Below are 19,687 nucleotides of genomic sequence, written 5' to 3'. Positions count from 1 at the left end.
GGGCCAGCAATGGAGCGGGACGCTAAAGCGCCAGCTTCTCGCCCCTGAGCTTGAGCATGACGACGACGCCTTCGTTGGACCAGTCATAGCTGATCGTGCCGCCGAGCTGTACGGCGACACTGCGGCGGATCAGCTTCGAGCCATAGCCCTCGGCGCCGTCCGGCGATTCCACCGCCGGCCCGCCCCGCTCGGTCCAGACCAGCGTCACATCGTGATCGTCGGTGGTACCGGACAAGTCCAGAATGCCCGTATCGATCGACAACGCACCGTATTTCAGCGAATTGGTCGCCAGCTCGTGGACGATCAATGAAAGCGCCGTCGCCGCGTTCTCGCCGACGCCCATGCGCGGCACCGCCACACGGATGCGGCCCCTGAAGGCGCCGAGATCCTCATAGGGCGACAGCAGGACCGTCAGGAGATCGCCCAGCAGCGCCGCCGTCCCCTGATCGCTGGCCAGCGGCCGCACCAGATCATGCGCCCGGCCCAGGGCCGCCAGCCGTCCGGTCAGTTCCCCCGCCATTTCCTTGGCGGTGGTCGTCGAACGCGAGGTGATGTTGGTCAGGCCCATGGCGATGGTCAGCAGGTTCTTGACCCGGTGGCTCATCTCACCGGCCAGCAGCTCGTGACCTTCCTCGGCCTGCTTGCGTCCGGTGACGTCGAGAAAGATCCCGAACATCTGGCCCTGGTGGAGTGCGGCATCGTCGCCGAGGCCGCGGGCCGAGACCCAGCGGATCTCCTCGCGAACGATGATGCGGAAGTCGATCTCGTAGGCACCGACGATGCCGCGCGTTGCGGTGAAAGCGGCGCGCACGCGGTCCCTGTCGGCCGGATGGATATGCGCCGAAAGATCCTCGAAGGTGACCTTGCTGCTCTTCTCCAGCCCCCAGAGATCGAACGCCCGCTCATCCATCGAGAAGCGGTCGTCGGTGACGTTCCACGACCAGAGCGCCACACCCGCTGCGTGAATGGCGCGACGCAAATTCTCCGGCTTCGAAAGCGGATGGTGAGGGTCGCTGAAGGGCATGAAGCAATCACTCTATGAAATCGACTGCACGTTTAACGGCAACGCTGAGAAAACAGACTCTGTAACGCGGACGACCGCACGGCACCATTGATGTAGCGCTTTGTTGGAATCGCCAAGCGGTCCCGTGTTGCAACCGGTGAGGCCGGATTCGACGGATCGGACGGTGGCACGCCTACACAACGGTCCGAAGGGCGGTGAAGTTCGCGTAAAACTTCAGCCGGCATCCGTTCAGTGCGTGTCGAAGCTTGGGTGGTAGGCCACCGTCCCTTCCGGCACCTCCTGCCCGAAGCCCTGTGCCATGAAGTATTCCGGCGGCACGCCTGCGTAGCGTAATCGCGGGTCCACCCGGAAGCCGAAGCGTTCGTAGAAGCGGGGATCGCCCAGGACCACGCAGCCTCTGGCCCCCTGTGCCCGCAGCAGGTCCAGCCCCTCGCGGACGAGGCGGGACCCGATGCCCTGGCCCTGAAGGTCCGGAACGACGGAGACCGGTCCGAGACCGAACCATCCGGCGTTTCGTGCCTCCACCGTAATGGGCGAAAAGGCGATGTGCCCGACCACCTCTCCGTTCGCTTCGGCAACCAGGGCGATGGTGAGAGCGCCGGCCCGGCGCAAGGAATCGACGATCGTCGCTTCCGTCCCGGAACTGTGCGCCGCCTTCGCAAAGGCAGCCTGCGTGACCGCTGCAATGACGGCCGCATCGCCTGGCATTTCGGGACGAATTCGCATGTTCCCATCCTGGTCGTTGCGGGTCATGATCGGCTTGCCTTGTCGGTTGGCGTGTGGGGCCGCCACCGCCCGCCTTTCACCGAGGAACGCCAGAGGCCGCGTCGTTGCATCTATGGGTAGCAGATGTCGGTCTATGCCGGCTTCCCCGCGGCCCTCAACGGCCTTCTTGCCGCCAAGCGCGTCTTCGCGGCGGCCGACGAGGAGTCCGCCACGCACGCCAGCGCATGACGATCCTGCTGCGGATCGTCATGAATGGATGACTGCGGCGCCGGCCTCCAGGCCGGCGTCGTCAGGCGCCAGGTGTCTGGGATCACGGCGTTTCGGTGCGGGTCAGGACGAGCCTGGCCCCCGAATAGGCGAAGAACACCGCGGCCATGCCCTCGATCGCCCTCTGCGCGTGGCGATAACCAGCGCGCACCGGCGGCTGCGAGAAGGCCGCGGCATAGACGAGGTAGATCAGAAGGCTGATCACCGCGCACATGCCGGTGGTGATGGCCAGATCGGCCCCGTTTCCGTCCATGCCCACACCCAGCGCGAGCACCGAGATCCAGGCCAGCACGGCCTTTGGATTGCTCAGATTCAGCAGCAATCCGCGTGCGATGAGCCGGCTACCTGACACTGGACCCGCGGTTTCGTTCGGGCCGGCAGGCGCAATCGCGCTGCGCGCTGATTGCCAGGCCAGATAGAACAGATAGGCACCGCCGACCCAGCGCAGCACCGTCAGGGCCGTTGTGGACTGGACCAGCAGCGCGCCCAGGCCCGCGGCCGCGACCACGCCCCAGGCGCCGAGCCCGACGGCAAGGCCGATCCCCAGAATCGCGTCCGGGCGCGCACCGCGCGCCATGGCGGTCGTGGACACGGCAAGGGTCGCGGGCCTCGGGGACGCGGCAACGACAAAGAAGGCGAGCATGGCGGGCAGATAGGCGGCGAAACTCATGGCTGGCGTCCTTCGATCTGGAGCGTGCCCGACGGCGCAGGATAGTCGCGCGAGGCCGACTGCGACAGGGATGCCATCGAGGGTGTCACCTTTGCACACATCCGTCGGTCCTGCGGGGAAAGCGGATCGGATTCCAGGCCTCTTGCCCTTGCCGCCATCATGAGCCCCCTGGCCTGCTATCGAACACCGCCCGTTGCGCGGCGAAGGCGCGGCGGTAGGCAGGTCGCATCTCGCCGCGCACGACATAGGCGGCGAGGCTGGGGTATTCGTCCAGCAGGCCCGATCCGTGAAGCCGCCGCAGGACCGTCACCATCAGGAGATCGCCGGAGGTGAAGACCCCTTCCAGCCAGTCTGCCCCGCCCAGCCGGGCCGCCAGTTCGCCCAGGCGCTGCCGGACGCGGTCCTCGAGCATCGGCTGGCGCGCCGCGTGCCACGGCTTGTCGCCCTCGACCATCCGCGCCAGATCGAGGTCCCAGATCGGCGGCTCGACCGTGTCGAGCGCAGCGAACATCCAGGCGATCGCACGCGACCGGGCATTCGGCTCTTCCGGCAGCAGTCCCGGATGGCGCTCCGCGATATGCAGCACGATGGCGCCGGATTCGAACAAAGCGAGGTCTCCCTCTTCATAGGTCGGGATCTGGCCGAACGGGTGCAGCGCGCGGTGCGCGGGCTGCTTCAGCGCGGCGAAGGAGACGAGGCGGACCGCATAGGGCTGCCCCACCTCCTCCAGTGCCCATCGCACCCGCATGTCGCGCGCAAGCCCGGCGCCGCGATCGGGCGAAGCCTCGAAGGCGGTGATCGTCGGGGTCATGGCACGCTCCGCTTCGGTGCGCAGTTCCGGGGAACCGTGGCTGCGTGGATGGCACCCGGGCAGCTCATGATCCCGAGCACGTCGATCCCTCCCCGGCGGCTTTGCCCGTCCCGTGGCGCAGCCGCCGATGAACCGGGAGACGAAGCTGGTCTCGCGGAGCATCGCTCATCCGGCCAGTTCTGCCCGTTGCGCGGCCAGCGCGGCATGGAAGGCCGGCCGGTCGAGACAGCGGGTGAGCCAGGCGGACAGGCGTCCGTAGTCCTGCAGCGTCGCGGGGTCGACCTCGCGGACGGCGGTCGCCATGACAAGATCACCGGCGGTGAACCGGTCTTCGAGCCAGTCCCGCTCGCCGAGCCAGCACTCCAGGGCAGCCAGCCGGCTTGCGAGCCGGGCCGCGCAGGCGGCACGGGGCGTCTCCGGCAGGTCGGCGGCGACGAAATTCGACACATCGACCTGCGGCTGCACAGTGGCCACGGCCGCCAGCACCCAGGAGGCCACCCGCGCGGCCCCGGCCGGATCTTGTGGCGAAAGCCGCTCGGATTGCGACGCCAGATGCAGCACGATCGCCGCGGATTCGAACATCTCCACCGTGCCATCACGCCAGGCCGGTACCTGCCCGAAGGGTTGCCAGACCCGATAGGGCCCGCTGCGCGCCGCCTCGTCCTGCATCGACGTGCGGTAGGGCCGCCCCGCCTCTTCGAGAGCCCAGCGCACGCGCAGATCCTTCACATAACCGTGCGCGAAGTCCGGCGCCCGGGCGAGCGTGGCCAGGACTGGCGTTGCCGGGGCGGCGGGCGCATCATGCGCGGATGACGAGGACACGGCGCGCATGGCGTCACGATCCTGACGGAAGGGGATCGCCACGCCGGGCGGCCGCGATCACGGCGATATCGATCTTGTGCATGGTCATCATCGCCGCGAAGGCTCGCTTCGCCTCCTCGCCGCCTGCAGCCATCGCGTCGGTCAGCAGGCGGGGCGTGATCTGCCAGTTCATGCCCCAGCGGTCCTTGCACCAGCCGCAGGCGCTTTCCTGGCCGCCATTGTCCACGATGGCGTTCCAGTAGCGGTCGGTCTCCGCCTGGTCGTCGGTCGCGATCTGGAACGAGAAGGACTCCGTCTGCGGAAAGGCGGGGCCGCCATTGAGACCGAGGCAGGGGATGCCGCAGACCGTGAACTGAACCGTCAGCACGTCGCCGGCCTTGCCGGACGGATAGTCGGCGGGTGCGTGATGGACCGCCGTCACCTCACTGTCGGGGAAGGTCGCGGCATAAAAACGGGCGGCCTCCTCCGCGTCCCTGTCGAACCAGAGGCAGATGGTGTTCTTGGGTGTCGCCATGGGATCAGCCTTTGCAAGGATCGGGACTGACCGGCGGTCGGCCCCGGCCGCCGGTCAGTCCTGACTGCCGGTCTGGAGGATCGCCCATCTGAGCCCGAACGGATCCTGCAGAAGTCCCCAGTCGTCGCCCCAGAACTGTCGCTCGTAAGGTGCCAGGACCTGGCAGCCGGCCGCCAGGGCACGGTCCCACCAGGCGCGGCCATCCCCGACCACAAGCTGCAGATGACCGAAGCTGGTGGAGGGCGTCGCAGCCTCTCCGCCATGGTCGGTCATCATCAGGCAGCCGTCATTGATCTTGACCTGGGCATGCATCAGCCGCGTCTCGTCGTCCGGCACCGGCATGCGGCCCATCTCGGTCGCGCCAAAGGCCTGCGCATAGAATTCGCAGGCCTCGCCCGCCCGGCCGGCCATGGCCAGATAGGGTATGACGCCCTGCATCGGGTTTGCTTCGGACATCGGCTCACCTCTTTGACCTTACGCCACGTTGTGGTCCTCCATTTATTTTGATATCAAAGCAAAATGCCCGACGCAATGCCCGATATCCTGCCCCGCGAAACGGTCCTGACCATTCGCGACACCTGCCTGTGCCTCGCCGCCCAACGGGCCGCGCGCAGACTGGCGCGCCGCTTCGACGCGGCGCTACGCCCCTTCGGCCTGACCAACGGTCAGTTCTCGCTGATGGTGGCGCTCAACCAGCCCGAACCACCCCCCATCGGTCGGCTTGCCCCCTTCCTCGGCATGGACCCCTCGACCCTGACGGCCGCGGTCAAGCCGCTGGCGCGTCGGGGCCTCTTGACGATCGAGCCCGATCCCGAAGACCGCCGGTCGCGGCGGCTGCGCATCACGCCCCAGGGCGTGGCACTGATGCGCGAGGCGGTCGAAGTCTGGCGCGAGACCCATGCCGCGCTCGAGGCAAGCCTGGACGACGGTGTCGCGGACGCGCTGCGCCGGGGCCTCGCCCAGATGGCCTAGGTTGTTCGTCTTCTCCAGCCAATGGGAGAATCGAAGGCGGGTGGCAGACGCCCTCCGCGAAGCAGTATTGCCGTCAATCGTCCCGTGCGGCATCGATCTCGGCCTGAAGCGCCGCAAGATGGGCTTGCGAAACGTCTGCCGTCGCCCGCTCGGCTTCGCGGTAGCGGTCGACGACCATGCGCCCGAGTTCCGTGAGACTGGCGCCGCCACCGGCTTTTCCGCCGTGGTGCTTCTCCACCAGCGGACGGCCGAAGAGGTCGTTGATATCGGCCACGAGATACCAGGCGCGCCGATACGACATGCCAACCGAACGCCCGGCCGCGGCGATCGAGCCGAACGTGTCGATCCGCTCCAGGAGGTCCACCTTTCCGGGACCGAGACGTCCCCCGTCGAGGTCGAAACGCAGGCTGATCGTCGGCATGCTCAACCCCCGATTTGGACGTCGCCCGGCTGCGGTGGCACGATCGGCGTGAAGCGTTGGCGGTCCGGCTTCGGAACACGGCCCTTCCGGACGTTGTGTGCCCTGAGCTTCATGAGATCTCCTGTTTCGAAAGCGAAGGTAATTTCGAGCTGTCGTTGCGATTGCCGACGCGGCAGTCGCAACGTCGCCCGTCACCGTGTCGCGACAAGCGATACGCTCTTGATCTGCGCGAAGACGCGCTCGCCCTCTTGGAGGTTCATCCCGATTACGGATCGCCGGGATACGCGCGCGACGAAGTGTGATGACCTGCCATCCGCGATGGCCAGGCGGACATTGGCCTCCGCCTCGCCGACGGCATCGATGCCGACGACCCGTGTCGGGACCAGATTGAGAATGCTGGATTGCGTCGCCCGCTCGCGGGCGAGACTGACGTCGCTTGCAACGATCCGGACCCGGACCGCCTGCCCCACACCAAGGCCGTTGCCGATGGCCAGGATTTCCATGCCGAGGACATCGATCGCCACGATGCCGTCCGTTTCGACCCGCGCGATTGTCCCGGGCAGCACCGAAGCGAAATCGCGCGAGCGCCCAAAAGGCAGGCGCGGATCGGCCAAGGCCTCGTTCAGGGTGCTCGAGCCGACGACCCGGCCCTCCTTCAGTACGACCAGATGGTCGGCCAGCCGCTCGACTTCGGAGATGTCATGGGTGACGAGCATGACCGGTATCGACAGGTTCGCGTGAAGCGCCTCGAAATACGGGAGGATCTCGTCCTTGGCCATGCGATCCAGGGCGGACAGCGGCTCGTCCATCAGCAGGAGCCGCGGCTGCGATAGCAGTGCGCGCCCGATCGAGACCCGCTGGCGCTCGCCGCCGGACAAATGCACCGGTTCGCGGTCGACCAGGCGCGATAGGCCGAGAAGTTCGACGACGTCGTCGAACCGGATGGCGGCGTCCGACGTGCCGGCGCGATCACGCCCGAAGACAAGGTTCTTGCGCACCGAAAGATGCGGAAACAGGCTGGCTTCCTGGAAGACGTAGCCGACTGGGCGCTTGTGCGGTGGACGGAAGCTCCGTGCGTCCTGCCAGACATCGGTCCCGATGGAGATCACGCCCGGGATGTGCTGGAGGCCCGCCACGGAGCGCAGGATCGAGGTCTTGCCGCAGCCGGACGGGCCGAACAGCGCGGTGATGCCGCGCATCGGCGCCCGGAACGCGACGTCCAGCGTGAAGCCGCCGAGGCGACCGTCGAGCTTTACGTCGATGGTTTGGGAGACATGCTGCATCAGAACGTCCGCTGCCCCGAGCGCCGCGCCACCATCGACACCGCAAGGATCACGACGAAGCTGAAGACCAGCATCCCCAGCGACAGGATGTGGGCCTCGCGCCAGCGGAGCGTCTCGACGAAGTCGTAGATCGCCACGGACAGCACCTTGGTCTCGCCGGGTATGTTGCCGCCGATCATCAGGATGACGCCGAACTCGCCGACCGTATGGGCAAAACCGAGCACCGCGCCGGTGACGAAGCCCGGCTTTGCCAGCGGCACCGCGACGGTGAGGAAGCGATCCCACGGCGATGCCCGCAACGTCGCTGCCACCTCCAGCGGGCGATCGCCCATCGCCTCGAACGCATTGCGGATCGGCTGGACGACGAAGGGCATGGAGTAAAGCACGGACCCGAACACCAGCCCCTCGAAGGTGAAGGCGAAGGTGCGCAGACCGAAGATCCCGCCGAACATTCCCCCGAGACCATCGGGCCCGAGCGAGATGAGGAGATAGAAGCCCAGCACCGTCGGCGGTAGGACGAGCGGCAGGGCGACGATCGTCGCGACGACCTCCTTCCAGCGCGATGTCGACCGCGCCAGCCACCATGCGATCGGCGTGCCGATGACGAGGAGAAGCACGGTGGTGATAGCCGCCAGTTCCAGCGTCAGACGGATCGGCGACCAGAGGTCGGCTGTCAGCATGCTCGCCGGTCCCCCGCGCTACCCTTCAAGGCCGTTCGACGGGCAACCGCGCGCCTTCACCGTTCCGCATAGCCATATGTCTCGATGATCGCGGCGGCCTCGTCGCCCTTGAGAAACTCGACGAACGCGACCGCGGCAGGATTGGCCTCGCCCGCCTTCAGGAGCACCGCATCCTGGCGGATCGGGGCGTAGAGATCCTGCGGCACGATCCATCGCGCCCCCGCTTCTGTCTGCGAGACCTGGCCGAGTGCAACGAACCCGACCTCGGCGTTTCCCGTCTCGACGAACTGGTAGGCCTGGCCGATGCTCTGGCCCTGCACGATCTTGGATCGCAACGCGTCGTAGACGCCGAGCGCCTTCATCGCCTCGACGGCGGCGGCACCGTAGGGCGCCGTCTCGGGGTTGGCGATGGCGATCTGATCGAATGCACCGGCTTCGAGCGTATCGGGACCGATCATGACGCCGGGCTCGGCCGAATAGAGCACGAGTTGGCCGGTGGCGTAGGTGAAGACGCTGCCGGCGACTCCGTATCCTTGCTCGACGCTGAGCGTCGGTCGCTCGTCATCGGCAGCGAGGAACACCTCGAACGGCGCGTTCTGGGTGATCTGCGTATAGAGTTGTCCCGTCGCACCGAAGGACAGAGCCGCCTCGTGGCCACTTGCGGCCGCGAACGCCGCTGCGATCCCGTTTGCCGCATCAGTGAAGTTTGCGGCGACCGCGACATAGATCGTGTCGGCCATGGCGGGAGGCGGGTCGGCCAGAGCAGGGCCTACGACCGCGAAAACGGCAGCGATCAGAGCGCGCATGGGATATTTCCGTCATGTTCGATCGGATATATCGCAAGCCGTAGCGTGGATAATGAGACGCGACAAGCGATATTCCCATTCGGACAGGACGAGCGTATGTACTCAAAGCTCCGGACAAACGCTCAAGGGCCGACGGCAATCCAGTCCGCGTCCAGTCAGCGACCGCGCGTGGCCAGAAACGCCCGGCGCTCTTTGTCTCGTGGAAGCCTTTTGCTCCTCATGACCGACGCACGCCGTGTCATTACGTTTCGGCCGCCGATCAAGGGATTTCCCTGTTCGACGGCCGTATCTTGTCACCACGCTGGCAAACTGCCTGGCGGTGAATGCTAAGCGTCAGCCAACATATGGCCAGGCGCTCAGAATATCAGAGCCAGAAGTCCCACGACGACGAGTAACCCGATCAGGAATATGACACCGATCGTGCCTCCGATGAATTTCAGCACGTCGAAACCTCACTTCTTGTCGCTGAAGGCATCCTTGACCTTGCCGACGCCTTTTTGAACCTTGCCTTCGGCCTGATCGGCCTGCCCGCTGCGCTTCGTCTCGTCGTCGCCGGTCGCCTTGCCGAAGGTTTCCTTAGCCGAGCCGACAACGTCCTTCGTTTTGCCTTTGGTCTGATCTTCATTCATAGGGGCTCTCCATTCATTGTTCGGGACAGGAACGCAGCCGATGGGGCGGTGTTCCGCGCCATCCTCCCTCGGGCGCATCGCCTCAGCCGGGATCTCCGAGTGAAGCTCCGCTCACCGCGCGACCGATCGCACGGTCAAGCGCACGCGCGTCGCGCGATCGGTATCGTGCCGGGGACGATCGTCCGTTCCAGAAATTCGTCCCGTCGGCGTCCCGTCCGGTCGTCCCGCATAGCCGTCTCCGCATCTGAATGCGGGCCAGTGGGTGGACGAATGCGATCCGCCGCTAGGTTGTCTCCCTTCAGGGTCGCTGCGATCGAGCTGCACGCCCGAAACACTGACGGGCATGGAGCAATTTATGTGGGGCGAACTCTCGACGATGATCCTCGTCGGCGCGTTTCTGGCGGCCGGCGGCGTGATCTTCTTTTCCGGTCTGCAGATGACCGGTCTTGCGGACAAGCTCGCCGACAGGACCGGCTTGGGAGAGGCGATCATCGGTGCCGTCCTGCTGGGTGCCGCAACGTCGCTCAGCGGGATCATCGTATCGGTCACTGCGGCCCTGGACGGGCGCGCATCGCTGGCCTTCTCCAACAGCGTCGGCGGGATCGCGGCCCAGACGGTGTTCCTCGCCGTCGCCGACATGTTCTATCGCAAGATCAACCTGGAACATGCCGCCGCGGACCTCGGAAACGTCTTCCAGGGCGTCGTCCTCATGGTGCTGCTGACGCTGCCCTTCGTGGCCATGACCACGCCCGAATACACGATATGGGCCATTCACCCGGTATCCTTTGTCATCCCGGTCGTCTACGCGGCCGGACTGGTCGCCGGACGCACTGTGCATGAAGCGCCGATGTGGGTGCCTGTCGACACCGCCGACACCGAGACCGACCAGCCGGAAGAGGAGGATGCCGAGAGCAAGTCCAAGAGCAGTCTCCGCCTCTTCCTGACCTTCGGTTTCCTGATGCTGCTGATGGGCGCCGCGGGCTACGTCATCGCCAAGACTGCATCCGAGCTGACCGACCGGATGGAAATATCCGAGACTCTCGTCGGGGCCCTGGTGACCGCGGTCGTCACCTCGATGCCGGAGCTGGTGACGACCGTCGTTGCCGTGAGGAAGGGCGCCCTGCAGCTCGCGGTGGGAGGCATCATCGGTGGCAACACCTTCGACACCCTCTTCCTGATGGCGTCCGACGTCGCCTATCGCGATGGATCGCTCTACCACGCCGTGAGCGACCAGGACTATTTCTGGATCGTGTCGGCCCTGCTCATGACCGGCGTCCTGATCGGAGGGCTGATCCTGCGCCAGCGGCAAGGGCCCGCGCGGATCGGGATCGAGAGTATTCTCCTCCTGCTGATCTACGCCGGCGCCATCGCGCTCCAGTTCCTGGTGGGACGGACGTGATGGCGGGCCGTCCAGGCAACTCCACGGAAGTCGGGAGGAAGTTAAAATGAACGTTTCGCGTGGTCAGCCGTCCGTCACCGAGCGCCCCTATCTCCTGATGACCCTCGCCGGTATCGGGATCCTGGGGTGTGCGGTAGTGATCATCGGCATGTTCGTGGCTCAGGCTCTGGTCCCGGATTACCATTGGGTCTCGGATACGATCAGCGATCTTGCCGCCGGCGAATGGGAGATCGTGATGGACGTCTCACTCTACGGGTTCGCAGCAGGCCTTTTTGCCGTTTCCCTCGCCGCGGCGCATGCCCATCTGGGCAGGACGGGCTGGTCCATCGGGGTCGTGTCCTTCGCCATCCTCGCCGCGCTCGTCATCATCATCGGGGCGCGCAACGAGTATGGCGACGGCGACAATAATGGCGTGGTGATCCACATCTACCTCGTCTACGGACTCGGCGCGCTCTTCACGCTGGCACCGCTCTGCATGGCCGGTGGGATCGGGTACTATAGCACTCGGGCCAAACGTGCCCTCATCGGGCTGGCATTGGCCTGGGCGGTCCTCTGCCCGGTCTTCCTGCTGTCGCCAACCAGCATAGACGGCCTTCTGGAGCGCGTCCTCGGTCTGATCGCCTGCGCCATCGTCGTCACGCTTTGCACCGTCTTCTTCCAGCGCGGAAACCGTACCCGCAAGCAGGACGCCTGATCGGCGGCCTGCGCGACCGCAGTCGGTGGTCTTCCGGGAAACCGGGGCACTGCAGGCGCGCTATAAATACGTTCGCGGCCGCACCGCCTACCCATCGTCAGGAGCAACCGATGCCGGAAATCTTGAACCGCCCCGCCCGCCCGCAGTCGTGCCTCCCCCTTCTCGCTGCATCCGCGCTGGCATTGCTGATGGCGGCCGGAGCTGCGATTGCGCAGGACGATGCGACCGACCGCGAGGCTCTGCGCGAGCGGGCGCTCACTCTCGTCAACGAGTCGCGCCAGGAGAATGACTTGTCGGCACTTTCCCTCGGCGAAGCACTGAACGAGGCGGCCGCCAGTCACGCCGCGGACATGGCGGAGCGCAACTATTATGCCCATACCTCGCCGGAGGGTGACACGGTCCGGGATCGTTTCCTGGACGCAGGTGGCAGCCGCTGGCAGTTGGTCGCCGAAAACATCGCGCGCTGCCAGGCCTGCGCGTCTCCGCCAACCATCGGCGACGTGGAGGAACTCCATGAGGGCTGGATGGACAGCCCGCCGCACCGCGAGAACATCCTGGCCCGCGGGCTGGACCGCTTCGGCTACGGAATCGTTGCGCAGGACGATGGGCTCTATGCGGTCCAGACCTTCGCGGGACCGGGTCTGCCGAACGGATTGCAGTCCGACGAAAGTGCCGAGCCCCTCGCCGCCGAAAAGCAGGCGGAGGAAGCCTTGCGCCTCGTCAATCAGGCGCGAACCCGCCGGGACCTTGCGCCTCTGGAATGGTCGACCGCACTCGGCGAGGCGGCAGACGCGATGCTTCCCGCACTCGGCGGCGAAGAGCCTCAGCCGGGGAACAACCGGGACCTCTTCGGCAGCCTGCCGGCCGATGCACGTGACGCGTGGCGGAGCATCGCGATGCTGTCCGCCCAGTGCAGCGGTTGCGGTGTGGCGCCGACGACGGCCGACATCCGAGCCTTTCGCAACCAGTGGCTGGAGAACCCCGGCTATGCCGAGACGCTCCGGGGATCAGACGTGACGCATATCGGTGTCGCCATGCGGGCGAACGGCGAAGGCGGCAAGGCAGCGACCGCGCTGCTGGGCACAATCCGCTGACACGCGGCAGACCTGCAGCAACCGGACAAGCAGCAAGGGCTACCCGGTGCGGCCGGAGTGCGGTGCGGTTTCAGTTTGAGAACGCAGCCTCGGCGATCTCGAGCCCGCGCATGGAGGACGCCCGGTTCGGTTTGGACGCCCAACTCATCCCTCGTGTCGGAGACCGGCTGATGGCCAGAGGTCCCCGTCGCCGACGCTCGGAAATCGACGGATCGAAGGACGGCTTGTTTCGCCTTTCTGCGCGGCCTTACTCGGCCACCAGGGACTGGGCTTCCAGGTTCTTGCGCATGCGCATCACCTCGTTGGCCGCCGGACCCGGGCCCTTGTCGTCGCCGGAGACCTGCACGGTCGGCGTCGCGATCTTAACGCCGTTCTCGTCGAATGCCTTCTTGATCATGACGAAGGCTTTCCGCTTTATCTGGAACTGTGTGCCCGGCTTCGTCATCAGCTTCATCCGCAGAACGATCGCGTAGTCGCCGAAGCTTTCCACGCCCTGCATCTTCAGGGGTTCGATCGTGTTGGCGGCGAATTCCGGATCGGCGGCCAGTTGCTGGCCGACCTTCTTGATAAGCCGGCGGGCCAGATCGATGTCCGTGTCGTAGGTCACGTTGATCGTCATAGTGTCGATCACCCAGTCGCGGCTCATGTTCTGGACCGCGCCGAGGTCGCCGAAAGGCACCGTGAAGACCGGCCCCCGATGGTGTCGCAGGCGCACGGAGCGAAGACTGAACGACTCGACGGTGCCCTTGTAACTGCCGCTCTGGATGTACTCCCCTACCCGGAAAGCGTCGTCCACCATGAAGAAGACGCCGCTGAGGATGTCCTTGACGAGGGTCTGCGAGCCGAAGCCGATGGCGACACCGAAGATACCCGCGCCTGCGATCAACGGGCCAATGGCAACACCCAGCACCGAAAGCACGGTCAGCGCCGTCACGACGGCGATGAACACGGCCAGTGTGTTCCGGAACAGCGGCAACAGGGTCCGCAGTCGACTGTTCCGGGCCGCCTCTGCGGCCGAAGTCGCGTCGGAGCTCTGGACCTGCCGTTCGATGACCGCTTTGCAGATCTGCCAGAGCACGTCCGCGATCAGCAGGATGACCAGCCCCTGCAGGAGCCCCTCGACGAGCGCCTCCATGCGCGCCCCGCCCGCCTGGGCCGCGACACTGAAGCGCCAGACATAGGCGAGCCAGCCGACCGGGAGCGCGATGACCACTGCCCGGACGCCCCGAACGACGAGAACGTTCGTCACTGCGCCCATGATCCCCTGTGCGTTTCGCGCCTTGCCGAAGGAGGCAGCCGCGCGACCGGTCACCGAGAGGATCGGTGGCAGGAGGATGGTGAAGATGCCGACCCAGAGGAGACCGTAGAATCCTGCGACCCAGCATAGCCAAAAAAGCCCGAGATAGAGGCTCAGAAGGACGTCCTTGGCCAGAACGCGGCGATCGCCGATCCTCGGTCGCTGCCACACCGCCGCGACCGCGATGGCGAGCAGTCCCAGGCCACAGACGAGGGCGCTGAGTTGCACGACGTCGGCCGAGAAACCGAGTTCCGGCAAGAGGCTGACCGTGGCCCAGGCGAAGAGGAAAGTCGCGAGAAAGACGCGCGTTCTGCCATACCAGAAGCGGCTCCGGTGCTCGTCGCCGACGATCGCAGCACTGTCTTCAGGTGGGGATGAGTCGCCGACACGATGAAAGGCCGTAAGCAGCCTTGCCGGCGCCATCACGACGCGAAAGGCGATCAGGGCGAACAGGTAGGTCAGGACGACCCGGCGCAACAGCGGCGGCCAACCAAAGCTCACGAAGGTGCCGACGGTTACCGCGATGAAGGCGACGAGAGGCAGGATCTCGCCGGGAATTGTGAGGCTCGACGCAAGGGTCCCGGACCGTTCGTTCCTGCGGTTCGATCCCGACAGGGCGCGCCGCACCAGCTTCTCCGCGAACAGGCCCATGAGAACGAGCGCAGCAAGAATGGCGATGACGATGCCGGGTCGGCCAGCGTTTATGTCGCGTGCAACGATCCCTGCCGCGACATCCAGTTCGCCGGGAAATCGCGCAACGGCCTGCCTGAGCACCAGGAAGCGATTGTGCAAGGCCGCGTCGAGACCGGTGACGCTCGCCGTCAGCGAGAATGCGGGCGGGGCCACGACCTCCGGCGCTCTCGCCGCCAAGGCCTCCCGGACTTCCGGATCGTTCAGCAGATCGATCAGTTGCTGCACCTTCGCCTGCGGGGCAGGCCCCTCCTGCGCCGGGCCTGTGCTCGGAATGGCGCTGAGGAAAACGATGGCCAGGACGAACCGGATGATCCTGAAATGCGTCATGTGCCCCTCGCGATCGGCAGGGATGGCGACGCGGGAGATGTCCTCGGCCAGAGCAGCGTCCCCAGCAGCATCGCGTAGGAGATCGCCACTGCGATGTAGCCGATACGCGTGGAGAACGACTCGGCGGCGGTGCCCGGCAGCGGGGAGACTCCGGCCCCGAAGATCAGGAGGAAGGTGGTGAGCGCCCCCGCGTGGACCTTCGCGGCTGTAGAGGAAAGCGCGGCCCTCCCGCCGAACACCAGCCCGGCCAGGAGCACGAGGACGAACATCGACAGCAGCGACGGCCGGATCTGGAGTAGAACGAAAGCGAGCGACGCGGCGATGCCTCCGATCAGATTGACCAGGACGAGCCCGATGGAAGCGCGCGCGCCGGCGGAGACATCCAACTGGGTCTGGAGCGATGCGACGGTGATCGGGATGACCATGGCCGTCGCCCACTCGTCCTTGGTCAGACAGACGGTGACGATCATGAGGAGAATGATGGTGTCGGCCGCCGCACGCAGTATTGGGTGGGGATGAACGAACGGTGCTTCCGGTGCTTCAGGTGCGGCATTGACGGTGCCCCGGTCTGGAACGAGGGCGTGGGCCAGCCACATCAGCACGATCCCGCTGCCGATCCCGTGGGCGAGGATCGCCAGGGCCGACGAGCCGAGATCCGGGTGCAGGACGGTCAGCAGCGGGACCATGATCCCGACCACCAGCATGAGGAAGATCGCGGCCCCGCCCTTGCCGGTCGCCTGCGCGTGGAAGCAGACGAAGTAGAAGAGGCCGAGCAGAAGAAGGAGGACCATGGGCTTGCCCGCCGTCACCGCGGCAAGAGCCTGGAGGACCACGCCTGCCGCGATGACGATGGCGACCATCGCGATCGCCTTGGCAACGGAAAGCGGTCGGGCGCTTCCGATCAGCAGCTGGGCGGCGAACAGCGGACCGAGGAAGGGAATGACCGCGCCCGACGCCACCGCCCAGGTAAAGCCGACCGACACGGCCAGGGCGATCCGCAGTCCCTTTCGCCTCGCCCGGTCGACATCGGCGCCGTTCGCGCCGGATGGATGGAGGCTAGCTGGCATAGGTGAGATACGAGACGAGCCGCATCCAGTAGCGACCCACCGCGTTCGTGAACGGATGGTCGCCCGTGTAAACCACCACGTTGGCCTGCGATCCGTAGCGAACGCTCTTCGGGAGCCCCTCGTCGAGGGTCAGCCGGACAGGAAAGCTCTGCGGCGTGCGGACCCATCCCCGTTCGGTCGAGACGTTCGGAAGTCCCGTCCGCGGATCGACGCTGCCCTGCGCCACACCCAGGCCGACGCTCTCGACGGTCGCGTTGAACAGCTTGCCGGGAAGCACGTCGAACAGCACCTCGGCGCGGCTCCCGACGGCGATCCTTTCGAGGCTGTTTTCCTTGAATGCGGCCGTCACCCAGATCGTGTTCACGTCGATGAAGGTCATGGCGCTCTGCCCGACACCCACGACCTCGCCCGTCGAGAGCTGGAGATTGGTGACGACGCCTTCCGCCGGCGCAACGATGCTGGTGCGCAGAAGGTCAAGCTGGGCGCGCTCGAGCGTGGCGAGCGCCTCCTTGAGCTGCGGGTTGTTGTCGCCCGCCGGACCCAGCGCTTCCTGGGCCTGGGTCAGGGATGCCTCCGCCGCGACGACGGCCGCGCTGAGCTGGTCGACCTGGGCCTGGACCGTGTCGAGCTTCGCCTTGGAGTACACCCCGCGATTGACGAGTTCCGTCGTCCGGTTGGCCTCCTCGACGGCATTGTCCCGAGCGGCCCGGGCCTCTACGACACGGGCCTGCGCGACATCTACGGAAGCCGTCGACGCGCCGATGGACTGGCCCACCTGCGCCAGCCGCGCCTCGGCCTCTGTCACCGCCAGCTCGTATTGCCGCGGGTCGATCCGAAAGAGCATCTGGCCGGCGGAAACCCGCGAATTGTCGGCCGCGCCAACCTCGATCACCCGGCCGCCCACCTCCGGAGCGATGCCCACGACGTACGCTTGCACGGTGGCTTGCGAAGACGTGGGGGTACGGCGCTCCATGAGGATCCCCACGATCATGAAGAGCACGGCGAGAAACACCACCGTCAGCGCGATCGGCCGCAGGGGATTGCCCCGACGCATTTCGGATGTGGCGGCCGGATCGGAGAGCATCTCCGCTTTCGTCATGTCCGTCGCCATGGCCCGTGCTCCCTTTCTGGCGGTCGTCGGAACTAGCCGGCGGCGGCCGGAAGCGGCGTCGCCACCCGGGCGGTGCGGATGAACAGGGCCCGAACCTTCTCCCAGAAGTTCCCGCCGAGGACGAAGATGCTGGCAACCAGCATCAGGTCACCGAGGAGTTGGAGTTGCCACAGATTGGGCCGAAGACCCGGGGCCATCGCGTCGAGATAGGGTTCCAGCCAGGCCGTGATGATCGGCAGGCAGAACATGACAAGACCGACCACGTGCCGTGTCGGACTGACGATGCCGTCGGACTTGAGACGAGGTATGTAGCCGCCGATCATCCCCTTCAGTTCCTGGAAGCCGGCCTTGCCCATGACGGCAATGGTGAGTAGCAGGATGATCTTGTTCCCGACGAAGATCGCGCCGGTGATGGTGGCAACCCTGGCCGGCGCCATCCCGGAGGCAGCGGCAACAGGAATGAGCAGGATCAGGACGATCATCAGGCCAAACAGCGCGACGCCGATCTTGAAGCGCCACGGGCGGCCCGAGGTCTCCGGACCGATGGATGCGTGCGAACTCATGACCATTGCCTCTTGGTAAGACGGAACCGTCGCGTCCGTCGAAACGACGGGCCGGATCGTCATCGATTCTGTTGCAATGCGGCCTGTCGAAATGGCGTCTGATCAGTAGAACAGAAAGCTGTCTCCCAACGTAATCCTGTTCCATTGAGGGCGAAAGTCCGATTCTGTGCGGTAAAGAACTTTTACCGCCCCCTCGGTAAAGTTCAGTGAATTCGGCCGTCTTTGTCTGGATTTACAGAAGTACAACCAGGCGATGGTATCAGATACAGCCGGTACATACAGAAGACGCAATACAATCCTCTATGTCAGCCGGCTGACCGCGCATATCGCAACCGCGACATTCCAGGCACGTCAGGGGCGATACCGGAGCCTGTCGGCAACAATCGTGGCAGCCACAGGTGGGAGATCAAGGCGAGCAGCGCCGAACGCAGCTTGTCCGCTTCGGCCGCCAGCCGCGCCCTGTCCACGTCGGCGATCAGCTGGATGCGCTCGATGGCGACCGCCGCCTGGTCTGCCAGGGCGTCGAGCAATCGTTGCTGTTCCGGGGTGAGAAGCGGCCCTCCCCTGTCGCTGTCCAGCCCGACGATGCCGACGGGTGTCTTGCCGGTGATCCTTGGCAAATTATCCCGGCGAGCCAATCATCTCGTCGGGCACCGGATCAAAACGATCCGTCTTCGCAGCTGGGTCGATTTCTGAAACCCGGATGGACCCGCTGACGCTGGCCCGTAGGGCGCTGGGCGATAAGCTTGAAGTGGTGCCGTTAACTCGAACTTGAGGCTCGCTTGTTATGAAGAGTTTCGGGAACGGGGAAAAGAATGGTCGCCGTCGACATCGATCTTATCGGGGTGCCTGCGTGGGTCATAGACGTCGGCGAGCGCGGCGACCTGCGTTTCGCTGCGTTGAACCGCGCGAACATGGAGGTGACCGGCCTGCGCGCGCAGCACGCGACAGGCAGGTGCCTCCATGAGTGTCTTCCACCGGACGTCGCAGATCACGTGGCGGCACGGTATACGGAATGCATAGAAAAACGGTCGTTGCACGAATACGACGAGATGCTGGAGATCCCCGGCCATGAGCGCTGGTGGCGAACCACGCTGACTCCCGTGATCGATCAGTCGACCGGACGCGTGACACGTATTGTCGGAGTCGCTGTCGAAATCACCGAACGCAAACAACTGGAATACGAGCTCGCCGACGCGGCTTTCCGAGACCCCCTGACGGGTGTAGCGAACCGACGCCGGCTGGCAATCGCCGTCGATGACGCGATGTCGGAGGCCGTCTACACCAATAAGACATTCGGGTTGATCGTCGCCGACCTTGATGGATTCAAGGCCGTGAACGACACGCTGGGTCATACCAAAGGCGACGACGTTCTCAGGCATATTGCGTCGCTTCTTTCACTCGCTGCCCGCGACAATGAAACCGTCTCCCGCATCGGCGGCGACGAGTTCGCGATGTTGGTCAGGGCGAGTTCGCATCTCGAGCTCGCGACGAAGGTCACGATGCTGCGACATTCCCTCGATCGAAGCATGAGCGTATCCGACGTCGAGACGACGGTCGGGGTCAGCGTAGGGGCTGGCCTCTGGTTGCCGGCGCAAACCTTCGAGGACCTTCTCTCGGTAGCCGACATGGAGATGTACCACCAGAAGGCGCGCCGCAGGTCGGCCGCCGCATCGTCGGCGCCTCTACACGATGAGGCCGCCTGACCAAATCAGGCGACCAGTCCCGCCTTCCGCGCATCGTTGGCGCGGGTTACTCAGCCGCAGAGCCCGCGAGGGGGAACATCGGTCATGCCGAATCAATCGCGTGCCCACGCC

Annotated in this window: 22 protein-coding genes and 2 pseudogenes; 6 read left to right on the top strand and 18 right to left on the bottom strand. The window is 65.6% G+C overall.

Annotation, left to right across the window (positions count from 1 at the left end; genetic code table 11):
- Positions 1 to 22: 22 nt before the first annotated feature.
- Positions 23 to 1,024, bottom strand: a complete 1,002-nt coding sequence (locus VQ042_RS09610) for a sensor histidine kinase (protein WP_331818568.1) — start codon at positions 1,022 to 1,024, stop codon at positions 23 to 25.
- Between the two features lie 228 nt (positions 1,025 to 1,252).
- On the bottom strand, positions 1,253 to 1,750 hold the full coding sequence (locus tag VQ042_RS09605) for a GNAT family N-acetyltransferase (protein ID WP_331818661.1): 498 nt from the start codon (positions 1,748 to 1,750) through the stop codon (positions 1,253 to 1,255).
- A gap of 120 nt (positions 1,751 to 1,870) precedes the next feature.
- Between VQ042_RS09605 and VQ042_RS09600 the strand changes: the two are divergent.
- A pseudogene (locus tag VQ042_RS09600) lies at positions 1,871 to 1,978 on the top strand (carboxymuconolactone decarboxylase family protein); the annotation flags it as partial.
- An 82-nt stretch (positions 1,979 to 2,060) separates the two neighbouring features.
- Here the strand turns inward: VQ042_RS09600 and VQ042_RS09595 are convergent.
- From VQ042_RS09595 to VQ042_RS09575, 5 genes are all read right to left on the bottom strand, one after another.
- Positions 2,061 to 2,687 carry a LysE family translocator gene (locus tag VQ042_RS09595; RefSeq protein WP_331818566.1) on the bottom strand — a complete coding sequence of 209 codons (627 nt, stop codon included), beginning with the start codon at positions 2,685 to 2,687 and terminating at the stop codon, positions 2,061 to 2,063.
- 157 nt (positions 2,688 to 2,844) lie between these two features.
- Positions 2,845 to 3,498, bottom strand: coding sequence for a glutathione S-transferase family protein (locus VQ042_RS09590; RefSeq protein ID WP_331818564.1), 654 nt, complete (start codon positions 3,496 to 3,498; stop codon positions 2,845 to 2,847).
- Between the two features lie 165 nt (positions 3,499 to 3,663).
- The gene (locus tag VQ042_RS09585) at positions 3,664 to 4,329 is read right to left on the bottom strand and encodes a glutathione S-transferase family protein (RefSeq protein ID WP_331818562.1); all 666 of its coding nucleotides are present in this window, start codon (positions 4,327 to 4,329) and stop codon (positions 3,664 to 3,666) included.
- A 4-nt stretch (positions 4,330 to 4,333) separates the two neighbouring features.
- The gene (locus VQ042_RS09580) at positions 4,334 to 4,834 is read right to left on the bottom strand and encodes a VOC family protein (RefSeq protein ID WP_331818560.1); all 501 of its coding nucleotides are present in this window, start codon (positions 4,832 to 4,834) and stop codon (positions 4,334 to 4,336) included.
- A gap of 54 nt (positions 4,835 to 4,888) precedes the next feature.
- On the bottom strand, positions 4,889 to 5,290 hold the full coding sequence (locus VQ042_RS09575; RefSeq protein WP_331818558.1) for a VOC family protein: 402 nt from the start codon (positions 5,288 to 5,290) through the stop codon (positions 4,889 to 4,891).
- Between the two features lie 63 nt (positions 5,291 to 5,353).
- Here VQ042_RS09575 and VQ042_RS09570 point away from each other — a divergent pair, with 63 nt between their 5' ends.
- Positions 5,354 to 5,806 (top strand): MarR family winged helix-turn-helix transcriptional regulator, encoded by a 453-nt coding sequence (locus VQ042_RS09570; RefSeq protein ID WP_331818556.1) that lies wholly within the window; start codon positions 5,354 to 5,356, stop codon positions 5,804 to 5,806.
- A 73-nt stretch (positions 5,807 to 5,879) separates the two neighbouring features.
- On the opposite strand, the gene VQ042_RS09565 is transcribed toward VQ042_RS09570, so the two are convergent.
- The 6 genes from VQ042_RS09565 to VQ042_RS09545 form a co-directional block, all read right to left on the bottom strand.
- Positions 5,880 to 6,227 (bottom strand): winged helix-turn-helix domain-containing protein, encoded by a 348-nt coding sequence (locus tag VQ042_RS09565; RefSeq protein WP_331818554.1) that lies wholly within the window; start codon positions 6,225 to 6,227, stop codon positions 5,880 to 5,882.
- Between the two features lie 191 nt (positions 6,228 to 6,418).
- Positions 6,419 to 7,510, bottom strand: a complete 1,092-nt coding sequence (gene modC, locus VQ042_RS09560; protein WP_331818552.1) for a molybdenum ABC transporter ATP-binding protein — start codon at positions 7,508 to 7,510, stop codon at positions 6,419 to 6,421.
- Positions 7,510 to 8,190, bottom strand: coding sequence for a molybdate ABC transporter permease subunit (gene modB / locus VQ042_RS09555; RefSeq protein ID WP_331818550.1), 681 nt, complete (start codon positions 8,188 to 8,190; stop codon positions 7,510 to 7,512). Before modB ends, modC begins: the two co-directional genes overlap by 1 nt.
- A 56-nt stretch (positions 8,191 to 8,246) precedes the next feature.
- Positions 8,247 to 8,996: a molybdate ABC transporter substrate-binding protein gene (gene modA, locus VQ042_RS09550; RefSeq protein WP_331818548.1), complete on the bottom strand. Its 750-nt coding sequence runs from the start codon at positions 8,994 to 8,996 to the stop codon at positions 8,247 to 8,249.
- A 356-nt stretch (positions 8,997 to 9,352) separates the two neighbouring features.
- Entirely contained in the window at positions 9,353 to 9,439 is an 87-nt protein-coding gene (locus VQ042_RS25975) for a hypothetical protein (RefSeq protein ID WP_442880062.1), read from the bottom strand.
- 9 nt (positions 9,440 to 9,448) lie between these two features.
- Positions 9,449 to 9,625 (bottom strand): CsbD family protein, encoded by a 177-nt coding sequence (locus VQ042_RS09545; protein ID WP_331818546.1) that lies wholly within the window; start codon positions 9,623 to 9,625, stop codon positions 9,449 to 9,451.
- A gap of 343 nt (positions 9,626 to 9,968) precedes the next feature.
- Between VQ042_RS09545 and VQ042_RS09540 the strand changes: the two genes are divergently transcribed.
- From VQ042_RS09540 to VQ042_RS09530, 3 genes are all read left to right on the top strand, one after another.
- Positions 9,969 to 11,024, top strand: coding sequence for a sodium:calcium antiporter (locus tag VQ042_RS09540; RefSeq protein ID WP_331818544.1), 1,056 nt, complete (start codon positions 9,969 to 9,971; stop codon positions 11,022 to 11,024).
- Between the two features lie 46 nt (positions 11,025 to 11,070).
- Entirely contained in the window at positions 11,071 to 11,718 is a 648-nt protein-coding gene (locus VQ042_RS09535) for a DUF998 domain-containing protein (protein WP_331818542.1), read from the top strand.
- A 110-nt stretch (positions 11,719 to 11,828) separates the two neighbouring features.
- Positions 11,829 to 12,812: a CAP domain-containing protein gene (locus VQ042_RS09530; RefSeq protein WP_331818541.1), complete on the top strand. Its 984-nt coding sequence runs from the start codon at positions 11,829 to 11,831 to the stop codon at positions 12,810 to 12,812.
- 247 nt (positions 12,813 to 13,059) lie between these two features.
- Here VQ042_RS09530 and VQ042_RS09525 read toward each other — a convergent pair whose 3' ends face one another.
- The 5 genes and pseudogenes from VQ042_RS09525 to VQ042_RS09505 all read right to left on the bottom strand — a co-directional run.
- The gene (locus VQ042_RS09525) at positions 13,060 to 15,129 is read right to left on the bottom strand and encodes a mechanosensitive ion channel family protein (protein WP_331818539.1); all 2,070 of its coding nucleotides are present in this window, start codon (positions 15,127 to 15,129) and stop codon (positions 13,060 to 13,062) included.
- Positions 15,126 to 16,196: a DUF2955 domain-containing protein gene (locus VQ042_RS09520; RefSeq protein WP_331818537.1), complete on the bottom strand. Its 1,071-nt coding sequence runs from the start codon at positions 16,194 to 16,196 to the stop codon at positions 15,126 to 15,128. The genes VQ042_RS09525 and VQ042_RS09520 overlap by 4 nt, the downstream gene beginning before the upstream one ends.
- On the bottom strand, positions 16,186 to 17,307 hold the full coding sequence (locus VQ042_RS09515; RefSeq protein WP_331818536.1) for an HlyD family secretion protein: 1,122 nt from the start codon (positions 17,305 to 17,307) through the stop codon (positions 16,186 to 16,188). Before VQ042_RS09515 ends, VQ042_RS09520 begins: the two co-directional genes overlap by 11 nt.
- 32 nt (positions 17,308 to 17,339) lie before the next feature.
- Positions 17,340 to 17,870 carry a transporter suffix domain-containing protein gene (locus tag VQ042_RS09510; protein ID WP_331818535.1) on the bottom strand — a complete coding sequence of 177 codons (531 nt, stop codon included), beginning with the start codon at positions 17,868 to 17,870 and terminating at the stop codon, positions 17,340 to 17,342.
- A gap of 398 nt (positions 17,871 to 18,268) precedes the next feature.
- Positions 18,269 to 18,505 (bottom strand): annotated as a pseudogene (locus VQ042_RS09505) (GAF domain-containing protein); the annotation flags it as partial.
- A 180-nt stretch (positions 18,506 to 18,685) separates the two neighbouring features.
- Between VQ042_RS09505 and VQ042_RS09500 the strand changes: the two are divergent.
- On the top strand, positions 18,686 to 19,576 hold the full coding sequence (locus VQ042_RS09500) for a GGDEF domain-containing protein (protein WP_331818533.1): 891 nt from the start codon (positions 18,686 to 18,688) through the stop codon (positions 19,574 to 19,576).
- Positions 19,577 to 19,687: the final 111 nt, after the last annotated feature.

This window comes from Aurantimonas sp. A2-1-M11, from assembly GCF_036549475.1.
Classification (GTDB): domain Bacteria; phylum Pseudomonadota; class Alphaproteobacteria; order Rhizobiales; family Rhizobiaceae; genus Aurantimonas.
This window is presented reverse-complemented; position numbering and strand designations above follow the sequence as displayed.